Origin of the sequence: Paenibacillus vulneris (assembly GCF_039543185.1) — a bacterium.
In the GTDB taxonomy this organism is placed as follows: Bacteria; Bacillota; Bacilli; order Paenibacillales; family NBRC-103111; genus Paenibacillus_S; species Paenibacillus_S vulneris.
On record NZ_BAABJG010000006.1, the window covers coordinates 888,115 to 908,517 of the forward strand.

The 20,403-nt window shown below is 51.1% G+C and carries 11 protein-coding genes; 5 read left to right on the forward strand and 6 right to left on the reverse strand.

Annotated features, from left to right (window positions below):
- Positions 1-231 precede the first annotated feature (231 nt).
- Positions 232-2,115, reverse strand: coding sequence for a molecular chaperone HtpG (gene htpG / locus ABEA66_RS09485; RefSeq protein WP_345587366.1), 1,884 nt, complete (start codon positions 2,113-2,115; stop codon positions 232-234).
- A gap of 365 nt (positions 2,116-2,480) precedes the next feature.
- Between htpG and ABEA66_RS09490 the strand changes: the two genes are divergently transcribed.
- On the forward strand, positions 2,481-4,037 hold the full coding sequence (locus ABEA66_RS09490; protein ID WP_345587367.1) for a stalk domain-containing protein: 1,557 nt from the start codon (positions 2,481-2,483) through the stop codon (positions 4,035-4,037).
- A gap of 133 nt (positions 4,038-4,170) precedes the next feature.
- Here the strand turns inward: ABEA66_RS09490 and ABEA66_RS09495 are convergent, their stop codons facing one another.
- From ABEA66_RS09495 to ABEA66_RS09515, 5 genes are all read right to left on the reverse strand, one after another.
- Positions 4,171-10,845, reverse strand: coding sequence for an OmpL47-type beta-barrel domain-containing protein (locus ABEA66_RS09495; RefSeq protein ID WP_345587368.1), 6,675 nt, complete (start codon positions 10,843-10,845; stop codon positions 4,171-4,173).
- 343 nt (positions 10,846-11,188) lie between these two features.
- Positions 11,189-12,187 (reverse strand): HD-GYP domain-containing protein, encoded by a 999-nt coding sequence (locus tag ABEA66_RS09500; protein WP_345587369.1) that lies wholly within the window; start codon positions 12,185-12,187, stop codon positions 11,189-11,191.
- A gap of 26 nt (positions 12,188-12,213) precedes the next feature.
- On the reverse strand, positions 12,214-12,576 hold the full coding sequence (locus ABEA66_RS09505) for a response regulator (protein WP_225948369.1): 363 nt from the start codon (positions 12,574-12,576) through the stop codon (positions 12,214-12,216).
- Between the two features lie 212 nt (positions 12,577-12,788).
- Complete coding sequence (locus ABEA66_RS09510; protein WP_345587370.1) at positions 12,789-13,154, reverse strand: hypothetical protein; 366 nt, start codon at positions 13,152-13,154, stop codon at positions 12,789-12,791.
- A gap of 238 nt (positions 13,155-13,392) precedes the next feature.
- Positions 13,393-13,770 carry a winged helix-turn-helix transcriptional regulator gene (locus ABEA66_RS09515; RefSeq protein WP_079911951.1) on the reverse strand — a complete coding sequence of 126 codons (378 nt, stop codon included), beginning with the start codon at positions 13,768-13,770 and terminating at the stop codon, positions 13,393-13,395.
- A gap of 261 nt (positions 13,771-14,031) precedes the next feature.
- Between ABEA66_RS09515 and hxlA the strand changes: the two genes are divergently transcribed.
- The 4 genes from hxlA to ABEA66_RS09535 all read left to right on the forward strand — a co-directional run bounded on the left by hxlA (position 14,032) and on the right by ABEA66_RS09535 (position 20,109).
- The gene (hxlA, locus tag ABEA66_RS09520; protein ID WP_079911949.1) at positions 14,032-14,664 is read left to right on the forward strand and encodes a 3-hexulose-6-phosphate synthase; all 633 of its coding nucleotides are present in this window, start codon (positions 14,032-14,034) and stop codon (positions 14,662-14,664) included.
- A gap of 5 nt (positions 14,665-14,669) precedes the next feature.
- A complete protein-coding gene (gene hxlB / locus ABEA66_RS09525; RefSeq protein ID WP_345587371.1) occupies positions 14,670-15,227 on the forward strand; it encodes a 6-phospho-3-hexuloisomerase in 558 nt (185 codons plus the stop codon).
- 380 nt (positions 15,228-15,607) lie between these two features.
- Positions 15,608-17,173, forward strand: coding sequence for an SWIM zinc finger family protein (locus tag ABEA66_RS09530; RefSeq protein WP_345587372.1), 1,566 nt, complete (start codon positions 15,608-15,610; stop codon positions 17,171-17,173).
- Positions 17,170-20,109, forward strand: coding sequence for a DEAD/DEAH box helicase (locus tag ABEA66_RS09535; protein WP_345587373.1), 2,940 nt, complete (start codon positions 17,170-17,172; stop codon positions 20,107-20,109). The genes ABEA66_RS09530 and ABEA66_RS09535 overlap by 4 nt, the downstream gene beginning before the upstream one ends.
- The last annotated feature ends 294 nt before the right edge of the window (positions 20,110-20,403 follow it).

Genomic DNA, 20,403 nt, shown 5'->3' on the forward strand with positions numbered 1-20,403 from the left:
ATAAACGTAACAAGCCGGATGAAGAAATTCAATCCCTGCGGATTGCTAATGTCTGTCACTGCCTCGTTATGGGTCTTAGTATAGACCCCGAATCTTAATAGATTGTGGAAGCAATTCTTAAGACTTTCTTAACGGATATGAATTATAAAGGCCGTACTAAAAACAACACAAAGAAACCCGATACAACCGGCGCACCAGTATATATCGGGTTTCCTTATTAAGTATGGCTAATTACACCATGATTTTGCAAATATCGTTCGTGAATTCTACCGGATCCTGAATCGGCAAGCCTTCGATAAGAAGAGCTTGGTTGTACAGCAGCTGAGTATACAGATTAAACTTCTCTTTATCTTTGCTGTATGCATCCTTCAACGATTGGAACACCTCATGGTTCACGTTGATTTCAAGAACCTTGTCTGCTTTGACGTCCTGGCTGTTCGGCATCGCTTTTAGGATTTTTTCCATCTCAATGGTCAATTCGCCCTCTGTAGACAAGCAGACCGGATGGGTTTTCAGACGTTTGGACGCTTTAACCTTCTTCACTTTATCCGTCAGCAGCCCTTGCATCGCTTCGAAGAGCTCCTTCGTGCCGCTCTCCTCCGTCTCCGCCGCCTTATCGTTCGCATCCTCGGATTCGATGCCTAGGTCGCCGCTCGATACGGATTTGAATTCCTTCTCCTTGTAGCTCATGATCATTTTGATCGCGAACTCGTCGATATCGTCGGTGAAGTAGAGGATTTCATAGCCTTTGTCCGCCACCAGCTCGGTCTGAGGCAGCTTCTCGATTCTTTCGATCGATTCTCCGGCTGCATAGTAGATGTACTTCTGATCTTCCGGCATTCTCGATACGTATTCCTCCAGCGTAACGAGCTTCTTCTCCTTGGAGGAGTAGAATAACAGCAGATCCTGCAGCACGTCTTTGTTGGCGCCATAATCGTTGTACACGCCGAACTTCAGCTGTCTGCCGAACGATTTGTAGAACTTCTCGTAGTTGTCTCTTTCGTCCTTCAGCATGCTTTGCAGCTGGCTTTTGATTTTGTTCTTGATGTTTTTGGCGATCAAGGTCAGCTGACGGTCATGCTGCAGCATTTCTCGGGAAATGTTCAGCGACAAGTCCTCGGAATCGACCATCCCTTTCACGAAGCTGAAATAGTCCGGGAGCAGCTCGGAGCACTTGTTCATGATCAGCACGCCGTTGGAGTACAGCTCAAGCCCCTTCTCGTATTCCTTCGTGTAGTAGTCGAACGGAGTGTTCTCCGGAATAAAGAGAATCGCATTGTATACCACGGCGCCGTCGGCGCTGATATGAATATGCTTGAGCGGCTTGTCGAAGCCGTAGCGCTTTTCAAAATAAAACTGATCGTAATCCTCCTGCTTCAGCTCGCTTTTGTTTTTGCGCCAGATCGGTACCATGCTGTTGATCGTTTGTTCCTCGGTGTATTCCTCAAGCTCCTCCGAGTTGTCGGCCTTAGGACGCTGCCCCTTGACATCCATCTTGATCGGGTAACGGATGAAGTCAGAGTACTTTTTGATAATCGCCTTGAGACGATATTCCTCCAAATACTCGTCATACTGATCCTCTTCGGTATTTTGCTTGATTTTCAAAATAATTTCCGTACCTACGGAATCCTTCTCGCAAGGAACGATCGTGAAGCCGTCGGCTCCCTCGGATTCCCATTTGTAAGCTTCATTGCTGCCCAAAGGCTTGCTGATAACCGTCACAACATCTGCTACCATGAAAGCGGCATAGAAGCCGACACCGAACTGGCCGATAATGTTGTGGCCGTCCTTCGCTTCGTTCTCTTTTTTGAAAGCGAGCGAGCCGCTCTTGGCAATAACGCCCAGGTTATTTTCAAGCTCGTCTCTCGTCATCCCGATCCCAGTATCGGAAATCGTCAGGGTACGGTTCGCCTTGTCGGCCGTCACTTTAATGAAGTAGTCGGACTGGTTGAATACCAAAGTATCGTCGGTTAACGCTTTATAGTAAATTTTGTCGATCGCATCGCTGGCATTGGAAATAAGCTCTCTTAGAAAAATCTCACGCTGCGTATAGATGGAGTTAATCATCATTTCCAGCAATCTTTTGGATTCTGCTTTAAACTGTTGTTTGACCACGAAAAGTTCTCCTTTCAAAATAAACATCGTCAAAGTAGGATAAGTTGCTGCACAGATGATAGGCCGGATAACTGCCCTTCCATTTTAGCACTCGTTTGTTGTGAGTGCTAACTCTTCCTTTTATATACCATATTCGAATTTTTCATGTCAACCTCTTCTTCGGTTTACCTGGCAATTTAATGAGGTCGCGGCCTGGCGGCGTACCCCCGGTTTCGAAGACAAATGGAACTCCCTTCGAGGTACTTCCCGCCATTAAATTTGTCCTCTCTCCTGTAAAACCGGATTCTCCTGCTAATAAATAGATGAACCTCTGACGATATATCCAGTTAGTTAAGAATTCAACTGGATGAAGGATGTGTAGTTTGTTGGCAAAATCGTTATGCACTACCTTAGGAGCGCTGTTCATCTGTCTGATCTTCATAGCCCCCGGAAGCTTGAAGGCGGAGGAAGCGCTCATTCCGGATGCTAATCTGGAAGCAGCGGTTCGCATGCAGCTATCCCGGATGCAGGAGCCTCTGGACAAAGCAGATCTGGAACAGCTGATTTCGTTGTCTCCTCAAGATCCATCCCAAAAAATCAAAAGCCTGGAAGGTCTGCAGTATGCACCGAACCTTCGAACCCTAATAATCCCTGGGCACGAGATTCAACAGCTGGAGCCACTGCAAAACTTGAAACAGCTGGAATTCCTCGTTATTGCGGGAAATAAAGTGGAAAGCCTGGAAGCCCTTCGTAATGATACCGGGTTGAAACGGCTGCTAATCGATAATTCGGATATTGAGAACATCGAGCCGCTATCCGGCCTGAACCAGCTGACGGATTTGCTTATGAGCAATAACCGTGTCCAGGATCTGTCCGCCTTGAGGGGCCATCCGCTTCGCTGGATCAGCATGTCGAACAATCAGGTCGAGGATTTGTCTGCGCTGCGCGATATCCCGACTCTCCAGACGTTATATGCTGACCAGAACCGGATCAGCCATATCGAGGTGCTGCTGGAGCTTCCGAAGTTAAAAGAGGTTCATCTAGCAAGCAATCCGTTAGACGAGCAGGCTGATGCGGTTATTTCAAAGCTTCGGGAGCGCGGTGTTAAAGTCGTTACCGTAGCAGAGGAAGCAGGCAAGCCCGCAAGCCGTGCCATTCGGGTCATTTTGGATGCGAATTCCGTCCCGTTCAGCTCTCCACCCTTTATTACCGATTCAACGGCCATGGTTCCATTTCGGCCTATATTTGACCGTTTAGGGATTAAGATCGCATGGGACGAAAAGACACGAACGATCAACGGGACTAAAGATGGAATTCAACTTCAGCTGCAGATCGATAATCCTGTCGCTGTGGTCAATGGGAAGGCGGTTACGCTCCCCGCAGCCCCCGCTCTTATTGACGGCAGCACCTTCGTTCCTGTCCGGTTTATTTCCGAGGCCGCCAGCGCCAAAGTAGACTGGAATGAACAAACAAACGACATTATCATCCAAAGCAAGAAGCAATACCAAAGCAAGGACGGCAAATTTCAGTTTACTGCGTACGGGCTGTGGAGAGATTTGAACGACGAAATGGATACCGGCGAGGCTGAGCTGGCGATCCGCTACTTCAACTACACGATGCTGCTGATATATTCTGATCCCAAGTTGGCCGAGGATTCAAAAAGCAATAAGCTGGATTCCTATTTGGAATGGATTAAAGGCGTACACAGCATTACTAAGGATACCTTACTAGAGGAGAAAAAGATCAAGGTGCTCGGCTTCGACGCAGTTCAACTCACTTATGTGAACAATGACGACTATGACAAGCGGATCGATACCATGATCGTGTTTGAAACGGATTCTTATTTCTATAATATCCTCCATTCCTCTTACGAGAGTGAATACAAAAGCTCTATGAAGCAATTCCAAGAAATTCTGGATACCATGACGTTTCATGAAAAATAGATGTGAATTTGATCGCCAGATCGTATCAATTATCACATCCATTAATAAAAGCAGCAACAGCGCGGTCAGGGCCTGAAGCCCTTTCCGCGCTGATCTGCATTGCAGCTAAAGCTGAAACAAAGTATTACTATTGCTATTTCTGCATACGCAGCAGCAAGGTGACGGCTTCCGCCCGCGTCGTGCGGTCGTTCGGAGCAAAATTCCCCCGCTCCCGTCCCTGGACGAGTCCCTTCTGCTGTGCCGCGGCAGCGTAGCCCCTGGCCCAGGCCGGTATGCTCTCCGCATCGGAGAACATTCCGTTCACTGATTCAGGCGAAGCCGGAGCAAGCCGGAAGGCTTTGGCCGCCATCGTCATCATTTCGGCGCGGGTCACTTGCGCGTCGGGCCGGAATGTGCCGTCTTCGTAGCCGTTCACGATGCCGCCCTGTACGGCTGCCCCTACTGCCGGGGCAGCCCACGCAGGAATGGCATTCCTGTCGGTAAACGGAATGGCTTCCGCGCCAAGTCGTCCTTGTGCTGAATCTATCGTCTGCATAAGCATGACGACGAATTGCGCGCGGGTTACCGCTTCATCCGGGCGGAACGTGCCGTCTTCGAACCCGCTCACTATACCGCAGCCCGCGGCCTCCGTCACGTTTTGCTCTGCCCAATGCCCCGGCATATCCGTAAAATGAACAGCTGGAGCCGGTGCGTAGCATCGTTGGGCCTTGCCGTCAGCAGGCTTCTCGGGCTGCTTTGGCTCTTCTGCCGGTTTGGCTCCTTCTTCCGGAGGCAGAATCACTGCCGGCGAAGAACCGGAGGATCCTCCCCTGGAACCCGAAGGCGGTGCCCGATGAACGATAACCGTGTAAGAAAGCTTCGTCTTCCTATCCTGCGCCGTTACCTGAATGTCCATGACATTATTTCCTATTTGCAGAGGAATCGCTTCCGATGCCTGCCCGTTAGGAATTGCCTTGCCATTCAGCGTGATTTGCGAATCCGGCTCATAGACCGAAGCAGTCACCGTCGTTTGGACTGCCCCGTAGCCTGCATATACGTCATAGGCTGTTATTCCGCTGTCAAAAGAAGGGGTTAACACACCCGCGGAGAACGTTAGCCCCGTCAGACTGACCTTAGAACTTGGTTGGCGATGGACATCCACGGTATAGGACTGCGTACTAACTCCATCCTGAGCCGTAACCAATACGGTAATCGGATTGGATCCTACCTTCAACCCTATCGGCTGCGACGGTTTGCCGCTTGCCGCAGGCTGGCCGTTGATGGTCAACGTCGCATTGCGGTCATATACGGAAGCTGTTACCGTTGTGCTGGCCGTTTCATTCCCTGCTGTCGTCTCGTAATGGAAGACGCCGCTGTTGAACGAAGGGCTTAAGTCTCCCGTGGAGAGCTGAAGGCCGTTCAATAACCCATTCGAGCTCGGTATCCGTATCACATCCACCTCATAGGATTGTGTCGTAACACCGTCCTGAGCCGTCACAGTAACCTTGACCGGATTGCTTCCTACCTTCAATTCAAGCGGCACGCTGCCGCTGCCGTTCGTAACGGAAACGCCGTTGATTTGAAGCGCTGCAGCCGGACTGGAAGCCCTGGCTTGAACCGTTATAGAGTATACATTATTCGTAACGGTCGAGGTATATCGGGTAACCCCCTTGTCAAACTGCGGGCTGAGGATTGCAGGACTCACGCTTAATTCCGCCAAGCCCGTATCATTCGAAGGTTCTCTAGTTATGGTCACCGTATACGGCTGAACGGTAATTCCATCCTGAGCCGTAACCTGTACCGTGAAGGTTTGCGATCCTACTTGAAGGCTGACCGGGTTCGATACGGACTGGCCGTTTTGCAGGATTTGCACGGTCGCATTAGCATCCGCAGGAGCCGCAATGATTGACGTGCTCTTGGTTTCATACGGTGCCTTGGCCGTGTAGCTGTAAGTCGTACTTGTGACCGTTTCATTCAAGGCCACGCCGCTCAGCTCCAGCGTCCCGAGCCCTGCATTATCCGAAACTACGGTGAATCGGTTTTCCGCAGACACCGTACTTACATTCCCTGCCGCGTCAGCAGCTTGAGCCTGAACCGAATGCAGGCCTAAAGCAAGTCCGGCTGCAGGAGCATAGCTCCATTTCCCTTCGGTATCCGCCTTCACATCCGCCGTTCGAGTCCCATCCACATACACGCTAATAGTGACGCTGGATTCTGAGGTTCCCGAAATTTCAGGCTTACTCCGGTTCGTCACGCTGCCGTCGACCGGATGAAGAACTACAGGAGCCGCTGGCGCTATCGTATCAACGATAAAGGCATGTTCAATCGATACCGGGCTCATATTGCCAGCCGCATCTATCGCTTGAGCCTTCACGAAGTGCTGTCCTTCGCTTAGCGGAGAGGCAGGAGTAAATTCCCAGCTTCCGCTGCTATCGGCGGCAATTGAAGCATTCGCTCCACCATCCAGTGTAATCCGGATGGATGCGGAAGCCTCAGCGCTTCCTCGAAGGACAGGCTGTGCCGTACTCAGAACCGCTCCCTCTGCCGGCGCCTCTATAACAGGGGCCTGAGGGGACTCTGTATCAATGGTCCACGAAACGGCGGCAGATGCAGGACTCGTATTCCCTGCGGCATCCTTCGCGGTTGCTTGCACGCTGTGCGTTCCGTCAACGATAGCCGCTGTTGGCGTATAGGCCCATTGACCGCTGCCGTCTGCCTTCACGACCGCAGCTTCGCTGCCGTCCAAGCGGATCTGAATCTCGGCACCCGCTTCAGCGGTTCCCGAGATGACAGGCCTGTTGACCGCGGATAGGGTACCATCCACGGGCGATAGTACGATCGGCGCCAAAGGCGCTGCGGTGTCTACCGTCCAAGTCAATGCCGCCGAAGCCGGGCTGGTATTCCCTGCGGCATCCGCTGCCTTGGCGCTCAGCGTATGCAGCCCATCCGATAAAGCGGCGGCCGGGACGAATGTCCATTTCCCTTCGGTATTCGCCTCGGTCGTACCAGCAGGAACCGCATCAACATCAATCGTTACGGTAGAAAGGGCTTCCGCCGTTCCCGTTATGTTAGGCTTGGCGTCGGCCATTACGGCGTCCTGTACAGGGTACAGGATATCCGGCGCATCCGGGGCCACAGTGTCTACAGTGAAGAGGAGCTCTTCACTCGTTTCGCTTGAATTTCCGGCTGCATCTATGGCGACGGCAGATATCGTATGCACCGAGTCCGTTAATGGCACGGAGATCGAATAGGACCAATGTCCGCTGGAATCTGCAGCGGCCAAAGGCATGTCATTGCCGTCGATAGAGACCTTGACCGCCGCCCCTGCTTCTGCCGTACCCCGAATGACGGGCTTATTATTGCTCGTCACAGCCCCGGACGCCGGTGAGGTAAGGATAGGAGCTGCCGGTGCCGTACGGTCAATCTGTACCTGGGCAGTTGAAGCAGGCCCAACATTACCCGCTTGATCGACCGATCTGGCGCTGATGATGGTTTGACCTTCCGCCATAATGGACAGCTCGCTGCTGTAGATCGTCCAATCCAAAGCAGCTGCGCCGGACAAGCTGTATTCGGTCCGGACCACGCCGGAACCGCCGGCGTCCGTTCCGGCTGTTATGGCTACGGGCACCGCCTCGGCCGACGTCCAGCCGCTCACTCCGGGCGTCACGACAGGTGCCGCCGGCGGCGTCCGGTCTATTGATACGCTGTGGGTCTGAACCTCGCTTTGATTACCGGCCTTATCTACTGTTCTTGCACTGACCGTAGTCTGACCCTCTGCGGTTATGTTTAGCTCGGCTGTATAAGGCGACCAGCCTAAGGTTACCGCTCCGCTCAGGCTGTACTCCACCTTTTGTACTCCTGAGCCGCCGTCATCCGTTCCGGCCGTTATCGTAACCGGCACGCTATCTGCTGCTGTCCAGTCGGTCGTTCCGGCAATGACCGGAGCCGTCGGAGCTGTCTTATCTATCGAGACGGTTCGTGCTGCAGCTACGCTTCTATTCCCGGCGTTGTCTACAGTTCTTGCCGTAATCGTGGTCTGGCCCTCAGCCGACAGGACGATGGCTCCTGTGTAGGGAGTCCAGTCCAAAGCTGTTGCTCCCGTTAAGCTGTACTCTGTACGCTGTACCCCGGAGCCACCGTTATCCGTCCCGGCTGTAACCGTAACGTTAACATTCTCCGGCGTCCAGGTCGAAGCGCTTGCGCTTAGGGTCGGAGACGTCGGCACCGTTCGATCGATTTGGACCACCGTCGACGTAGGGCTGCTAACGTTGCCCGCATGATCTACGGTTCGGGACGTTACCGTCGTCTGACCTTCTTTATCGATCACGATGGGTGCCGTGTACGCTGTCCAGGCAAGTGTCGTCGCACCGGTTAAGCTATACTCCGTCCGCTTCACCCCCGAACCTCCGCTATCCGCCCCATCTGCTGCCGATACAGTAACTGCAGCAGCGGACGTCCAGCCCGTCACACTAGGAGTAAGCGTCGGCGATTGCGGCGCGATTTTGTCAATGAGCTGGGCAGCCGTGCTAGTCGTACTCACATTGCCGGCATTATCCACCGTTCTTGCCGACACGGTCGTCGTGCCCCCCGAAGTGATAGCAATAGGGGCTGTATAGGGAGTCCAGTCCAACATAGTCGCACCGGACAAGCTGTACTCCACCCGGTTGACACCCGAATGGCTGTCTGTTCCCGGTGTTATCGTTACATTCACATTCGATGAAGTCCACGAGCCGCCTGGCGGGGATATCGTAGGAACGGCAGGCGGTGTCCGATCGATCTTTACCGTCTTGCTGCTCACCGCACTGATATTGCCTGCCTTGTCTATAGTTCTTGCAGCTATATCCGTTTGGCCTTCGGCAGTGACAGTTATGGTTCCTGCATAGGTTGTCCAGCCCGCAACGGTCGCTCCGCTCAAGCTGTATTCCGTACGATTCACTCCCGAGCCGCTATCCGTTCCGCCTGTAATCGTTACATCGACACTCGCGCCGTTCGACCATGCTATCGATGCCGGATTCACGGCTGGAGCGGTGGGGAGCGTCTTATCTACTTGAACCGTAGCTGTCCCCATCGCACTGATATTGCCCGCATTATCCATACTTCTTGCTTCAATAACCGTTTGCCCTTCAGCGCTGATCGTGAACGGACCTCCATAAGCAGTCCAGCTCCCCCCTGAGAGCCTGTACTCCGTTTTGCCGACCCCTGAGCCGCCGTCCGTTCCGGGAGTTATCGTGACGGAAACGTCGTTCTTGCTCCAGGCTGTCGTCGCCGGGGTAACGATCGGCTTTGTCGGTGCGGTTTTATCTATATTGATGTCCGCCGTGCTTTCCGTACTGATGTTGCCTGCATTGTCAATGGCCCTGGCCTTGATCGTGGTTTGCCCCTCCGCCGTAACCGTAACCGTTCCTGTGTAGGTTATCCAGTCGAGTGTCGTGGCTCCCGTCATGCTGAACTCCAGCCTGTTCACTCCCGAGCCTGCCGTATCCGCTGCTCCCGTTAGCGTAAATGTCACATCCGTACTCGACCACGAAGATGAGGAACGATTGATGGCAGGAGCCGTCGGCGAGACCCGGTCTATTTTGACGGCAGCTGTTGTGGTAGAGCTCAGATTTCCGGCATTGTCCACCGTTCTTGTGCTGATTTGGGTCTGCCCGGAATTGGTGATCGTTATTGGCGTCCCCTCCGTATAAGGTGTCCAGTCCTGCGCGGTCGCACCGGACAAGCTGTATTCGGTTCGATTGACGCCGGATTCCGCATCCGTACCGGGAGCTATCGTCAAATGGACATCTGCAGCCGTCCAATCACTTGGAGCTCCTGAAATAACCGGTGCCGTCGGAGGGGTAAAATCAAACGTCAGCTTATAAACCGACCGATTATCCACGTAATCCTTATTGTATCCGCCCATAAGATACACGTCATTTCCTATTGGTATCATACTGGCATTGACCAAGCTATCCAGATTCGGATTGTCTTTTACCCATGTATCGGTATCCGGATCATATAGATAAAAATAATTATTGCCCATCACTAACACCTTACCATTAGTAAGCGTCACCTGGGCATGTCTAAAAAAAGTATTTCCCCCATCATAAGGCAAGCTTGCTTTTTTAGTCCAAGTATCGTGGGAAGGATCATAGATATAAGTATTATAGGAATAGATGTAACCGCTCTGTCCTCCTGTGACCATGACCCGGCCGTCCTTGAGCGTACTTTGTGCGGCACCGTACAATCCTATCGGAAGTGGAGCCACCTCATCCCAACGGTTAGCGGAAGGATCGTATAGGTAGGCATTATTATATAACGTGCTGCTATAAACCGAATAAATCTCATTGGCTCCCCCGGCAACGAGCACTCTCCCGTCAGGCAGCGTACTTTGCGAATGACCAAAAGAGACCTGCGGCAAATTCACTGCATTAGTCCAAGTGTTTGAGCTGGCATTATAGATCCTTGCAAGGTTGTTGTACGTATAACCTACACCACTTGTAAAAGCAGCACCGCCCGTTACAAGCACTTTGCCATCCTGAAGCTTGGATAGTTTATGATAGGCTATATTCAACGGCGGCGCATTGGAGGACCAAGTCTGGCTGGCTGTATTGAATATGTAGGAATGCTGAGGATACTTGAATTTACTTGTGTCCTCTCCCCCGGTTAACAGAATGTCTCGGCCCGAGAGCGCGCTTGCCGAAGCCCCCGGCAGTATTTCAGGCGGATTAGCCGCAGCCGGAAGCTGCTCCACCATCACCGCCGCATGAACGGTCCGTTCCAAGCCTGCAAGCATACAAACGACAAAAACCGCGAGCCCCAACAGTCCACGCAGCATTTTGGGTATCAAATGGGTATTCCTCCTTACCTTTGGACGGACAAGCCGCCATATTGACATGCGAATGGTCCCATAGTACCAATTCTTTTTTATTTTGAATATTAACTTAAGTTAACTATTGCCCAAAATAGAGTCTAACGACGGAGAGCACGTTCACTGCCTTCCCTCCGATAAGCCTCTAGCCAACCTAAGCTTCCAAATGCAAAAAAAATACCTCCATGCCGAGAGCATGAAGGCTTATCCGTAAACGTTTATTAAGTTAGGTAACCGGTAAAATCGAATGGGTGGAGGGTAAAGGTTTTTTTCCTTTGTTCGGACTTGAAGTACCTCCTGAGCAAAGTACCTCCAGCTCCTTTTATACGTTAACCTGCTGAATTCGAATATCATACCGTTTGCTTAAATCCACGAATTCGTCATTGACTTTGACTAAAGGGGTCTCCCTGCTGTGGGGATTCAGGTACACCACCTCTCCTTCACGGCCGTCCGATAGCGAGACCGTTTCACCGATCAACCGGTTGATCATATTATCCAGAAATACGGAGACGATGTTCGGATCCAGCTCACCGAAGAGCCCCTTTCTCATACGGCTGACAATTTCATGGAATGGGATAGGGTCGTGGTACGGCCGCTTGGACGACATCGCGTGAAAAATATCCGCCACCGCAACGATTTTACTGAAGTAATCGACCTGGTCATGCTTAAGGCCTAACGGATAGCCCTTGCCGTCGTTACGTTCATGATGCTGCAGCGCGATAAGCGGAATACGCGGATCCAAGCCTTCGGTATTTTTGAGAAGGTGGTAGCCGTAAATCGTATGTTTTTTTATAAGCTCATATTCTTCCCCGGTTAATTTGCCCGGCTTATTCAATATTTCGATCGGTACGTTCACCTTACCAACATCATGGAGGGTAGCCGCCAGCGATAGCATGGACAGCTCCGGTTCCGGAAGCTTCAGCCATTTGCCGATTAGCGTGGATAAGATGCCTACACCAATATTGTGCTGGTACGTATATTCGTCCGTCGCTCGAACCACCTGAAACAAACGAAAAATATTGGAGTGCCCCGACACCTGCTGGATCACTGGGAGGAGCTCTTCTTGAATTTCCGCCAAGGGGATTTTTTGAGATTTGCCGATCGTTTGGAACAGCTCTTCGGAGGTTTGAACCGCTTGATCAACCGAATGCTTGTATACATCCTCCACTTCGGATACGAGGATTATGGATAAGGGGTCTACGTTATGCTTAGTTAGCAATTCCATATGAAGATCCGTCATTGTGGTTCCCGCAGGTATGAGAGTCATCCCATACGAGTTCGTAATATCATTCTTCACTTTTTTCCCGACGCAGCTATCCATGTCCTCTCCCCTATTCCCAGTGCAGATTAGTTCATCAATACCTTACTGATGGCCTCCAGCACCCGCTCCTTCTGGAACGGCTTCACAATGAAGTCTTTGGCGCCAGCCCTAATCGCATTCACTACCATGCCCTGCTGCCCCATCGCGGAGCACATAATGACTTTGGCCAGAGGATCGTGCTTTCTAATTTCCGTCAGCGCCTCAATCCCATCCATCTCAGGCATCGTAATATCCATCGTCACGAGATCTGGCTTTACCTTTTTGTACAGCTGCACCGCTTCTTCACCGTTAGCCGCTTCCGCCGCAATCTCGAACCCACTGGCGCTCAGCATATCCTTTAACATCTGCCTCATAAAGGCCGCATCGTCGACAACCATAATTTTCGTCATAATCCATCTGCGCTCCCACATAGTTGAACTAACCCAACGAACCGGTCACGGGGATGAGGAGCGATACGATACGTCACGTAGATTTCCTGATGTGCCCCTTGTTCATGTCAGCTCGTTAGTTTTACCTATTGTACAACATTTCCAATTGGCGTTTGATTAAGAATTGTTAATCTTTTGTAAGTGGACTCTGTATGAAAAACAGCGTTCAAACCTCATTCCCTGTAAACGAGATTGTATTTTTGGATCAGGATGAGCGTCGTTACAACCGATATGAGCACCTTCATACTGTCGATAGAGAAAATCCCTTGCTGTATAAAGATGCTGGCGCATAATCCGAATCCAACGACCGCTATGTAAGTCGCCGCCATGTAAGCCCTGTGAAACCAACGGCTTTCCGAATAGCTCCATTCCAATACCGTTACGGTGAACACCGTTAAGCTTTGCAGCAGCAGTCCGATGCCGGAAATGACCTGGATAGCAGACCCTCTATCAAAAAGCAGTGTATAAGCGGACCAGTAGATTTGAAATAAGGACAGCAGCATCAGCATGATCATGGTTTGGCGGTAACGTTTGTGCATAAGAGGCCTCCTAGAGCTCTTTGGGGTATGGGGAAATCGTTGCTTGATCCCTCGCTTTCTTATTAAGCTTATTCTTAAATCTATCGTACCATATTGGTAAATAGGGGAGGCCCATCCGGCCTAAAAAAAGGTCATCCTTCAACAGCCTAAATCGCTCTTGAAAGATAACCTTGTTGAATCCCGATAAGGGTCCGCTCTGTTTCCTTTATCAGGTGAAGATTAGATGCTATCTCGTGGTTTATGGCGCGATTCCTTCGCTTTCTTTAATATCCGCGATTCTCTTCTTGCCCCATTCATACATCAATTCAATGATCGGTAGCAGCGTCTTTCCAAGCTCCGTTATGGAATATTCGACCTTCGGGGGCACCTCGGGAATAACCTCCCTATGCACAATCCCGTCGTCTATCAATTCCTTCAGCTGACTCGTAAGCATTTTGTGCGTGATTTTGGGAAACAGCCGCTGAAGCTCACTGAACCGGCGGGTCCCCTCCGTACCCAAATGCCACAGAATGACAATCTTCCATTTTCCGCTGATCATAGCTAAGGTCAATTCTTTCTCGCAGTTAAAATCTCCGTTCTTGATCTTATCCAGTATTTCCTGCCTGAGGTCCGACATGATTCCCTCCCACGCTTAGTTACTTTTTGGGTACCACCGCACAAATAAGTGCATTCTTCTTTATTCTCTCCACAGGGGTTAAGATGTATTTTGTATTAACCAACCCGATTCATAGAGAGGGGTGCTTGCCATATTGCTGTCCAAAACCAAGCTTCACAAATATGATAAACACCTCACTCAAACTATAAGGTGAGTTCTTTAAAGGAATTCAAATTATAACAGAAAAGCTATTAATAAAAAACATATTAGGAGGATACTATGATGGAACTGCAATTAGCGTTAGACTTGGTTGACATCCCGCAAGCAATTGAACTGGTGAAGGAAGTGGAGCCGTACATCGATATCGTAGAAATCGGCACGCCGGTTGTTATTAACGAAGGACTTCGAGCGGTAAAAGAAGTCAAAGCCGCTTTTCCTCATCTTAAAGTATTAGCGGATTTGAAAGTCATGGACGCTGCCGGATATGAGGTCATGAAAGCTTCCGAAGCAGGCGCGGATATTGTTACCATCCTTGGAGCTGCTGAAGATATGACGATTAAAGGCGCCGTAGAAGAAGCCAAAAAACAAGGCAAAAAAATTCTGATCGATATGATCAGCGTGAAGGATTTGGCACAGCGTGCCCAAGAGGTCGACGCATTCGGCGTAGACTACATCTGCGTTCATACAGGCTATGATCTGCAAGCCGTAGGCAAAAACTCCTTCGAGGACTTGCGTACCATTAAAGCTGTAGTTAAAAATGCCAAAACAGCTGTCGCCGGCGGCATTAAATTAAGCACATTGCCAGAGGTTATTCAAGCTCAGCCGGATCTAATCATCGTAGGCGGCGGAATTACCGGGGAAGACAATAAACAGGCCGTTGCAGCTGAAATGCAAAAGCTGATCAAGCAAGGGTAATGTCTATGATACAGACGGCACCTTTAAATACGATAAGCAAAGAATTGAGCCGTTCGGTGGACTTAATCTCCGAAGAGCAAGTCGAGCAACTGGCCGATCGTATTCTTCGATCGAAGAAAGTATTCGTCGCGGGCGCGGGCCGGTCCGGACTCATGATGCGAGCCTTCGCTATGCGGTTGATGCAAATGGGGACCGAAGCGTATGTCGTAGGAGAGACGGTCACTCCCAACATGGAGGCGTCAGATACGCTAATCATAGGATCTGGCTCCGGGGAAACTCGAAGCTTAGTGCCTGTGGCCGAGAAAGCGAAAAGCTTGGGCGGGTCCGTCGCTGTTGTCACCATTTTTCCTGAGTCTACTATGGGAAAACTGGCTGAGCTGACTGTGAAGCTGCCCGGAGCACCGAAGGATCAATCCAGCTATACTGCTCAAACCATTCAACCGATGGGGGCCTTGTTCGAACAAACGCTGTTAGTTTTTTGCGACGCCGTTATCCTTAAAATCATGGAAAAGCAAGGCTTAAGCTCCGGTACGATGTTTGGCCGTCATGCTAATCTGGAGTAGATGTGATGCCCTCACGAGTTTTCGTGGGGGCTTGTTTGTTGCGATACCTAAAACGTGTTCAATATGCAACTATGCCGATGGGGTATTCCCCTCCAGCCACTGTTGAAATCCGTGAATTTTGATTAGACTTAGTGGTATTTTCACGGTTTTCAAAGGTGGACGTAAACTCCTCCGAGGAATACCCCACCTCCTTCATAGCATATCTCACTTTAAACATAGTTATCTTAACAACCCGCGCCCGCACGAATATCGTGAGGGCTATTTTTTTGGGTAAGGAAGTGGATCTTTTGGCGGCAGGAGCATGAACATATCGTATTTGTTCCTCCGTCGTTTTATAATAGGTAGATACTATTCTTTTATGAGAAGCAAGGAGCTTTGCTATGAGCTTGTTTACTGCATTAAACGATGAGCAGTGGCTGCTGCTGCTGGAACAAGTAGCCAAGAGCTTCAACGAAGTCACGCTTAGTCGAGGATTTACCTATTTTAAACAACAGCGCATCGTCAGGATGATCGCTTCCGAGGATCGGGTGATTCAAGCTTGGGTATCCGGCTCGGGCTCGGAGGAGTACAAGGTGACTTTGCATTTAAATCATTTTTCGTCCAACTCCTGTACATGTCCGGTTCAAGATACGTGCAAGCACCAGGCGGCCGTCATGATGGAGCTCGCGGATCGGCTAGGTTACCCTGCCTCGCAAATTGTGAATGCCAAGCACCACATCAAACGAATCAAAGCCACTCCTACTCCCGAGACGCTGCTTGCCAATTTGCCGGGTATGAAGATTAGTGGCTGGCATGAAATGATGAATCAGCTGACGTCCCATGTGACGCCGTCTTATGATTTGGGGATGTATTCGGACATGCTGAGTAACCAGCTGCAAACGATTCGTTTGGACACTGTCCCCTTTTCGGATACGGATCGAATGTATTTTGAACTGCACCGAGAGCTGTTTATTTTGCGAAAAATGAAAGAACAAACCATCAAAAATAATGTAAATTATTATACTTCTTTTGCGTTATACCGCCATTCCGATAAAATACTGGCCTGGCTGCAGGAGCAGTCCGCTTTGGTCGACTTCACCCTCAATCGGGAGCGGCTTAAAGAAACGCTGGCTTACTTAAGACAGCAGATGCTTGAGGATAATCATCAACATGAGCCGGAATTCAGAATCTATACGAGATTATGGGAATGCGCGGCCGGTCGTTCGCCTGAAGCTGAAGTATGGGCATCTGAAGAATTAAACAGCCTGGAGGAGCAGCCTGCTCATTCCAGTGCATTGTATTTGCTAGCGGTCAAAGCCTACCTGCTGCTTCAGCAATCTCAAACGAAAGAAGCATGGAAGACTATCGAAGAAATCCAAACCATAAAAAAGGCGCCGTCGAGTCTGTTTTTCCCCTTCCTCTACCATCTTTTGAAAGTCCGTGAACTGGACGCCCTGGTAGAGTGGCTAATCCGAACTGCTCCGTACTTTTACGGCCTGCAAAGCAAGGAACAAGATCTCTATATCTCCATCTGGAAGACAGCCATCTCCCATGTTCCGGAAGCCGAAAAGCACCTGTGGCCTGTACTGGAAGAAATGCTGCCTCACTCGATATCCATTATGGAGGATTTGTTATACGAACAGCGGAAATGGAAGCCTTGGCTGGAGCTTCAGCTGGTTCAAGGACATGACCCTCATTATCATCGAGTCAGCGTATTGCAGCCTATCGAGAAAGAAGAGCCGGAGCTCCTTCTGCCTTATTACCATCAAGCGATCGAGCAGTATGTTGCCCAAAAAAATCGCCACGATTACAAATTAGCGGTCAAATTGCTGAAACGGCTGGAGAAGGTGTACAAAAAAATGAAGCAGGTCGATCGCTGGGACCGTTTTTTTGGCGGTTTTCTTGAACGGCATAGCCGGCTGCGGGCGCTGCAGGAGGAAATGAAGAAAGGAAAGCTGCTGGAATGATCACACAACTGTATGACATGACGTTGCATGTACTATTAACGGATAGCGGAGATGCGCTGCTATGGGGTCAGCAAAATGGCCATGACGTTCCCGGCAATCGATTCCGCAAGCTGTTGTTTGCTTGGCACGAACCGTCCTATTACGGAACGACTCTGGAGCTGCAGCAAGCTGGTGAGCTTACAGTGACGGTCCTTCCTGCGGAAATGGTGCTGGAGTTTTTCACCGAGCCGAAATTTATCGGCATCCTTAGGTGGGAGGGTGGCAATGATGCCGTCAATAGCTTGCTACAGGCAGCCCCCATTCTATTAAGAGAAGCGATAGAAGGACGATTTGTGCCTAGCTACAGCTCGTTCCGCAGCGGAAAGCTGCAGTGGACATGGGATTTTGGATCGGAGGAGCTGAAGGAGCTCGATTGGGATTCGTTAAAAAGCCTTGATACCTCGGGAGAGGAGCTATCGGGTCTTCGTTCTGCTTTTTCTGCAGCCGTCTCTGCGCAGCATTATGTCAGCGAAGCCGCCATGGCCGACTTGCGCCGGGATTATCCCGCCTTGTTCAAGGGGCGTGATTCGGCAGCGGCAGTTTCGGCTGCCGCATTTACAGAGGAGGAGTGGCTTGCCTCCTTGGGCTGGAAGCCGGATATGGCCCCCTTTCGTCCTGCGCTTCAACTGCTGGAGCCGGACGAAGAGCAGTACGATTGGCAGCTCAGGCTCGTGCTGCAGGACAAAAGCGACAACACCGTGCTTGTCCCTATCCGCTTGACCTTGGACGGACAAGCCTTCGGGACCTGGGCCAGTGAATGGAGCCCCTATATCCGGGAGCGCTCTCCCGGGTGGGCGGCCAGACTGGCCGCGGCGCTTCCAAGCGCAACTACCGGCAGCGAGCTCTTCGCAGAGCCGCTGAGTGACGAAGCCGCTTGGCGGTTTCTAACCACGGACAGCCGCGAGCTGCTGAGCGACGGCTGGAATGTCATGCTTCCCGGATGGTGGGAAGCAGCCTCCAAGCGCAAGCCCCGGCTGCGTGCGCAGGTCTCCGCCGAGGCGGGCGGCAGAGGCCAGTCGCTGTTCGGGCTGAACGCCCTCGTCGACTTCGATTGGCGCATAGCTATCGGCAACGCTGACCTCAACGAAGCGGAGTTCGCCGAGCTGTTAAGCCGCAAGGAACGGCTGATCCGCTTCCGCGGCGAATGGGTCTACCTGGATCCTGCGCTTCTAGAGCAGATCCGAAGAATTATGGAAAGCATGGATCCGGAAGAAGGCTTGTCCCTGCAGGATGTCCTTCAGCTTCACCTCTTAAGCGAGGTGGGACAAGGGGAGCGTTCTTCTGAAGGGCGGCGGAATGTCGAAGCAGATGAGGAGAACGAAGAAGAGCGAATCCAGATGGAGATTGAGCTGAACTCCCATCTATTAGCGCTGGTTCGACAGCTTGGGCAGCCTTCGGAGCTGACAGAGCTTCCGGTGCCAGAGGGACTGCGGGCTGAGCTCCGGAGCTATCAGCGTGAAGGCTTCACCTGGCTGAGCTTTCTTCGAAAGCTTGGGTTAGGCGCCTGCCTGGCCGATGATATGGGCCTCGGCAAAACGATACAGTTCATTACCTACTTGCTGCACCATAAAGAAGAGTCGGAAGCTCCTGCGCTGCTTATCTGCCCCATCTCCGTGCTTGGCAACTGGCAGAAGGAAATAGCCCGCTTTGCACCCGAATTAAACGTGCAGGTCCACTACGGCAAAGGCCGCTTAAGCGGTGAGGCGTTCCATGCCGCATTGCAGGATGCAGACGTTGTGCTTACTTCTTATACAACGGCACTTCTGGACCAGGAGGTGCTTCAAGAAGTGCAATGGAGCTCTCTGTGTCTGGATGAGGCGCAAAATATTAAAAATGCGCAAAACAAACAATCCGCCGCTGTTCGCTCCCTGAAAGCGCAGCATCGTATTGCACTAACAGGTACACCGATTGAAAATCGCTTATCCGAGCTGTGGTCGATCTACGACTTCCTTAACCCAGGCTATCTGGGGAATTCACGCGGGTTCCAGCATCGCTTCGCCAATCCGATCGAGAAGCATCATGACGAAGTACGAACCCAGCAGCTTCAAAAGCTGGTGAAGCCGTTCATGCTCCGCCGCAAAAAGAACGATCCCGCCATCCAGCTGGATCTGCCGGAGAAACTCGAGATGAAGGTGTATATTAACCTCACCCCCGAGCAAGGCGCGCTTTATGAGCAGGCCGTGAAGGATCTTATGGAACGTATGAAGAACCTGGAAGGAATCGAACGAAAAGGAGCCATCCTAGGAGCCTTAACTCAGCTTAAGCAGCTATGCGACCATCCTGTTCTGTTAACCAAGGAAACTGGATTATCTGAAGAGGTGCTGCTATCCGAGGAGCATCGCGAAGCGTTCATTACGCGTTCCGCGAAGCTGGAACGGCTTGTTGCCATGGTCGACGAGCTTCGGGACGAAGGCGACTCCTGCCTGATCTTCACCCAGTACGTAGGCATGGGCCGCATGCTGGCCGACGTGCTGCGGACGCATCGGGGCGAACCTGTTCTGTACCTGAACGGCAGCACCTCCAAGGCGGATCGGGATAAAATGATCGATCAATTCCAAGCTGCAGACGGGTCGGGACCCGGCATCTTTATTTTGTCTTTAAAAGCCGGCGGCGTCGGCCTCAACCTGACGGCGGCCAATCACGTATTCCATTTCGACCGTTGGTGGAACCCGGCCGTGGAGAATCAGGCAACCGACCGTGCATACCGGATGGGACAAAAGCGCAATGTCCAAGTGCATAAATTCATTTCCCTCGGCACTCTGGAGGAAAAGATCGATGAGATGCTCGAGAGCAAGATGAGCTTGAGCGAGAACGTTATTTCTACTTCAGAAAATTGGATTACCGAGCTGTCGAATGATGAGCTGCGTGATTTGTTCATGCTTCGTCAATCATGGTGATGCTCAGGGATATCCCTGGCAAAAAACTAAGCATCCATCTCCGTCATTTTGACCAAGATGGATGCTTTGTATTCTTATGTACGGAAAATGGTTAAGAGGCTTGCTCTTGAACTTATCGAAATGAGCGGCAGATCAATGACGATATAATGCTTTGCCGTAAAATATGCCTTTGACTGGGTGCAAATAAAACAAAAAAGCACCCACTAAGTGAGTGCTTTGATTCGCTTGGCGACGTTCTACTCTCCCAGGACCCTTCGGTCCAAGTACCATCGACGCTGGAAGGCTTAACGTTCG

Bases quoted from the DNA above. Each gene is read 5' to 3' on its own strand.
- hxlA (WP_079911949.1), top strand. From the start codon at position 14,032: ATGGAACTGCAATTAGCGTTAGACTTGGTTGACATCCCGCAAGCAATT.
- ABEA66_RS09505 (WP_225948369.1), bottom strand. From the start codon at position 12,576: ATGACGAAAATTATGGTTGTCGACGATGCGGCCTTTATGAGGCAGATG.
- hxlB (WP_345587371.1), top strand. From the start codon at position 14,670: ATGATACAGACGGCACCTTTAAATACGATAAGCAAAGAATTGAGCCGT.
- ABEA66_RS09510 (WP_345587370.1), bottom strand. From the start codon at position 13,154: ATGCACAAACGTTACCGCCAAACCATGATCATGCTGATGCTGCTGTCC.
- ABEA66_RS09535 (WP_345587373.1), top strand. From the start codon at position 17,170: ATGATCACACAACTGTATGACATGACGTTGCATGTACTATTAACGGAT.
- ABEA66_RS09530 (WP_345587372.1), top strand. From the start codon at position 15,608: ATGAGCTTGTTTACTGCATTAAACGATGAGCAGTGGCTGCTGCTGCTG.
- ABEA66_RS09515 (WP_079911951.1), bottom strand. From the start codon at position 13,770: ATGTCGGACCTCAGGCAGGAAATACTGGATAAGATCAAGAACGGAGAT.
- ABEA66_RS09500 (WP_345587369.1), bottom strand. From the start codon at position 12,187: ATGGATAGCTGCGTCGGGAAAAAAGTGAAGAATGATATTACGAACTCG.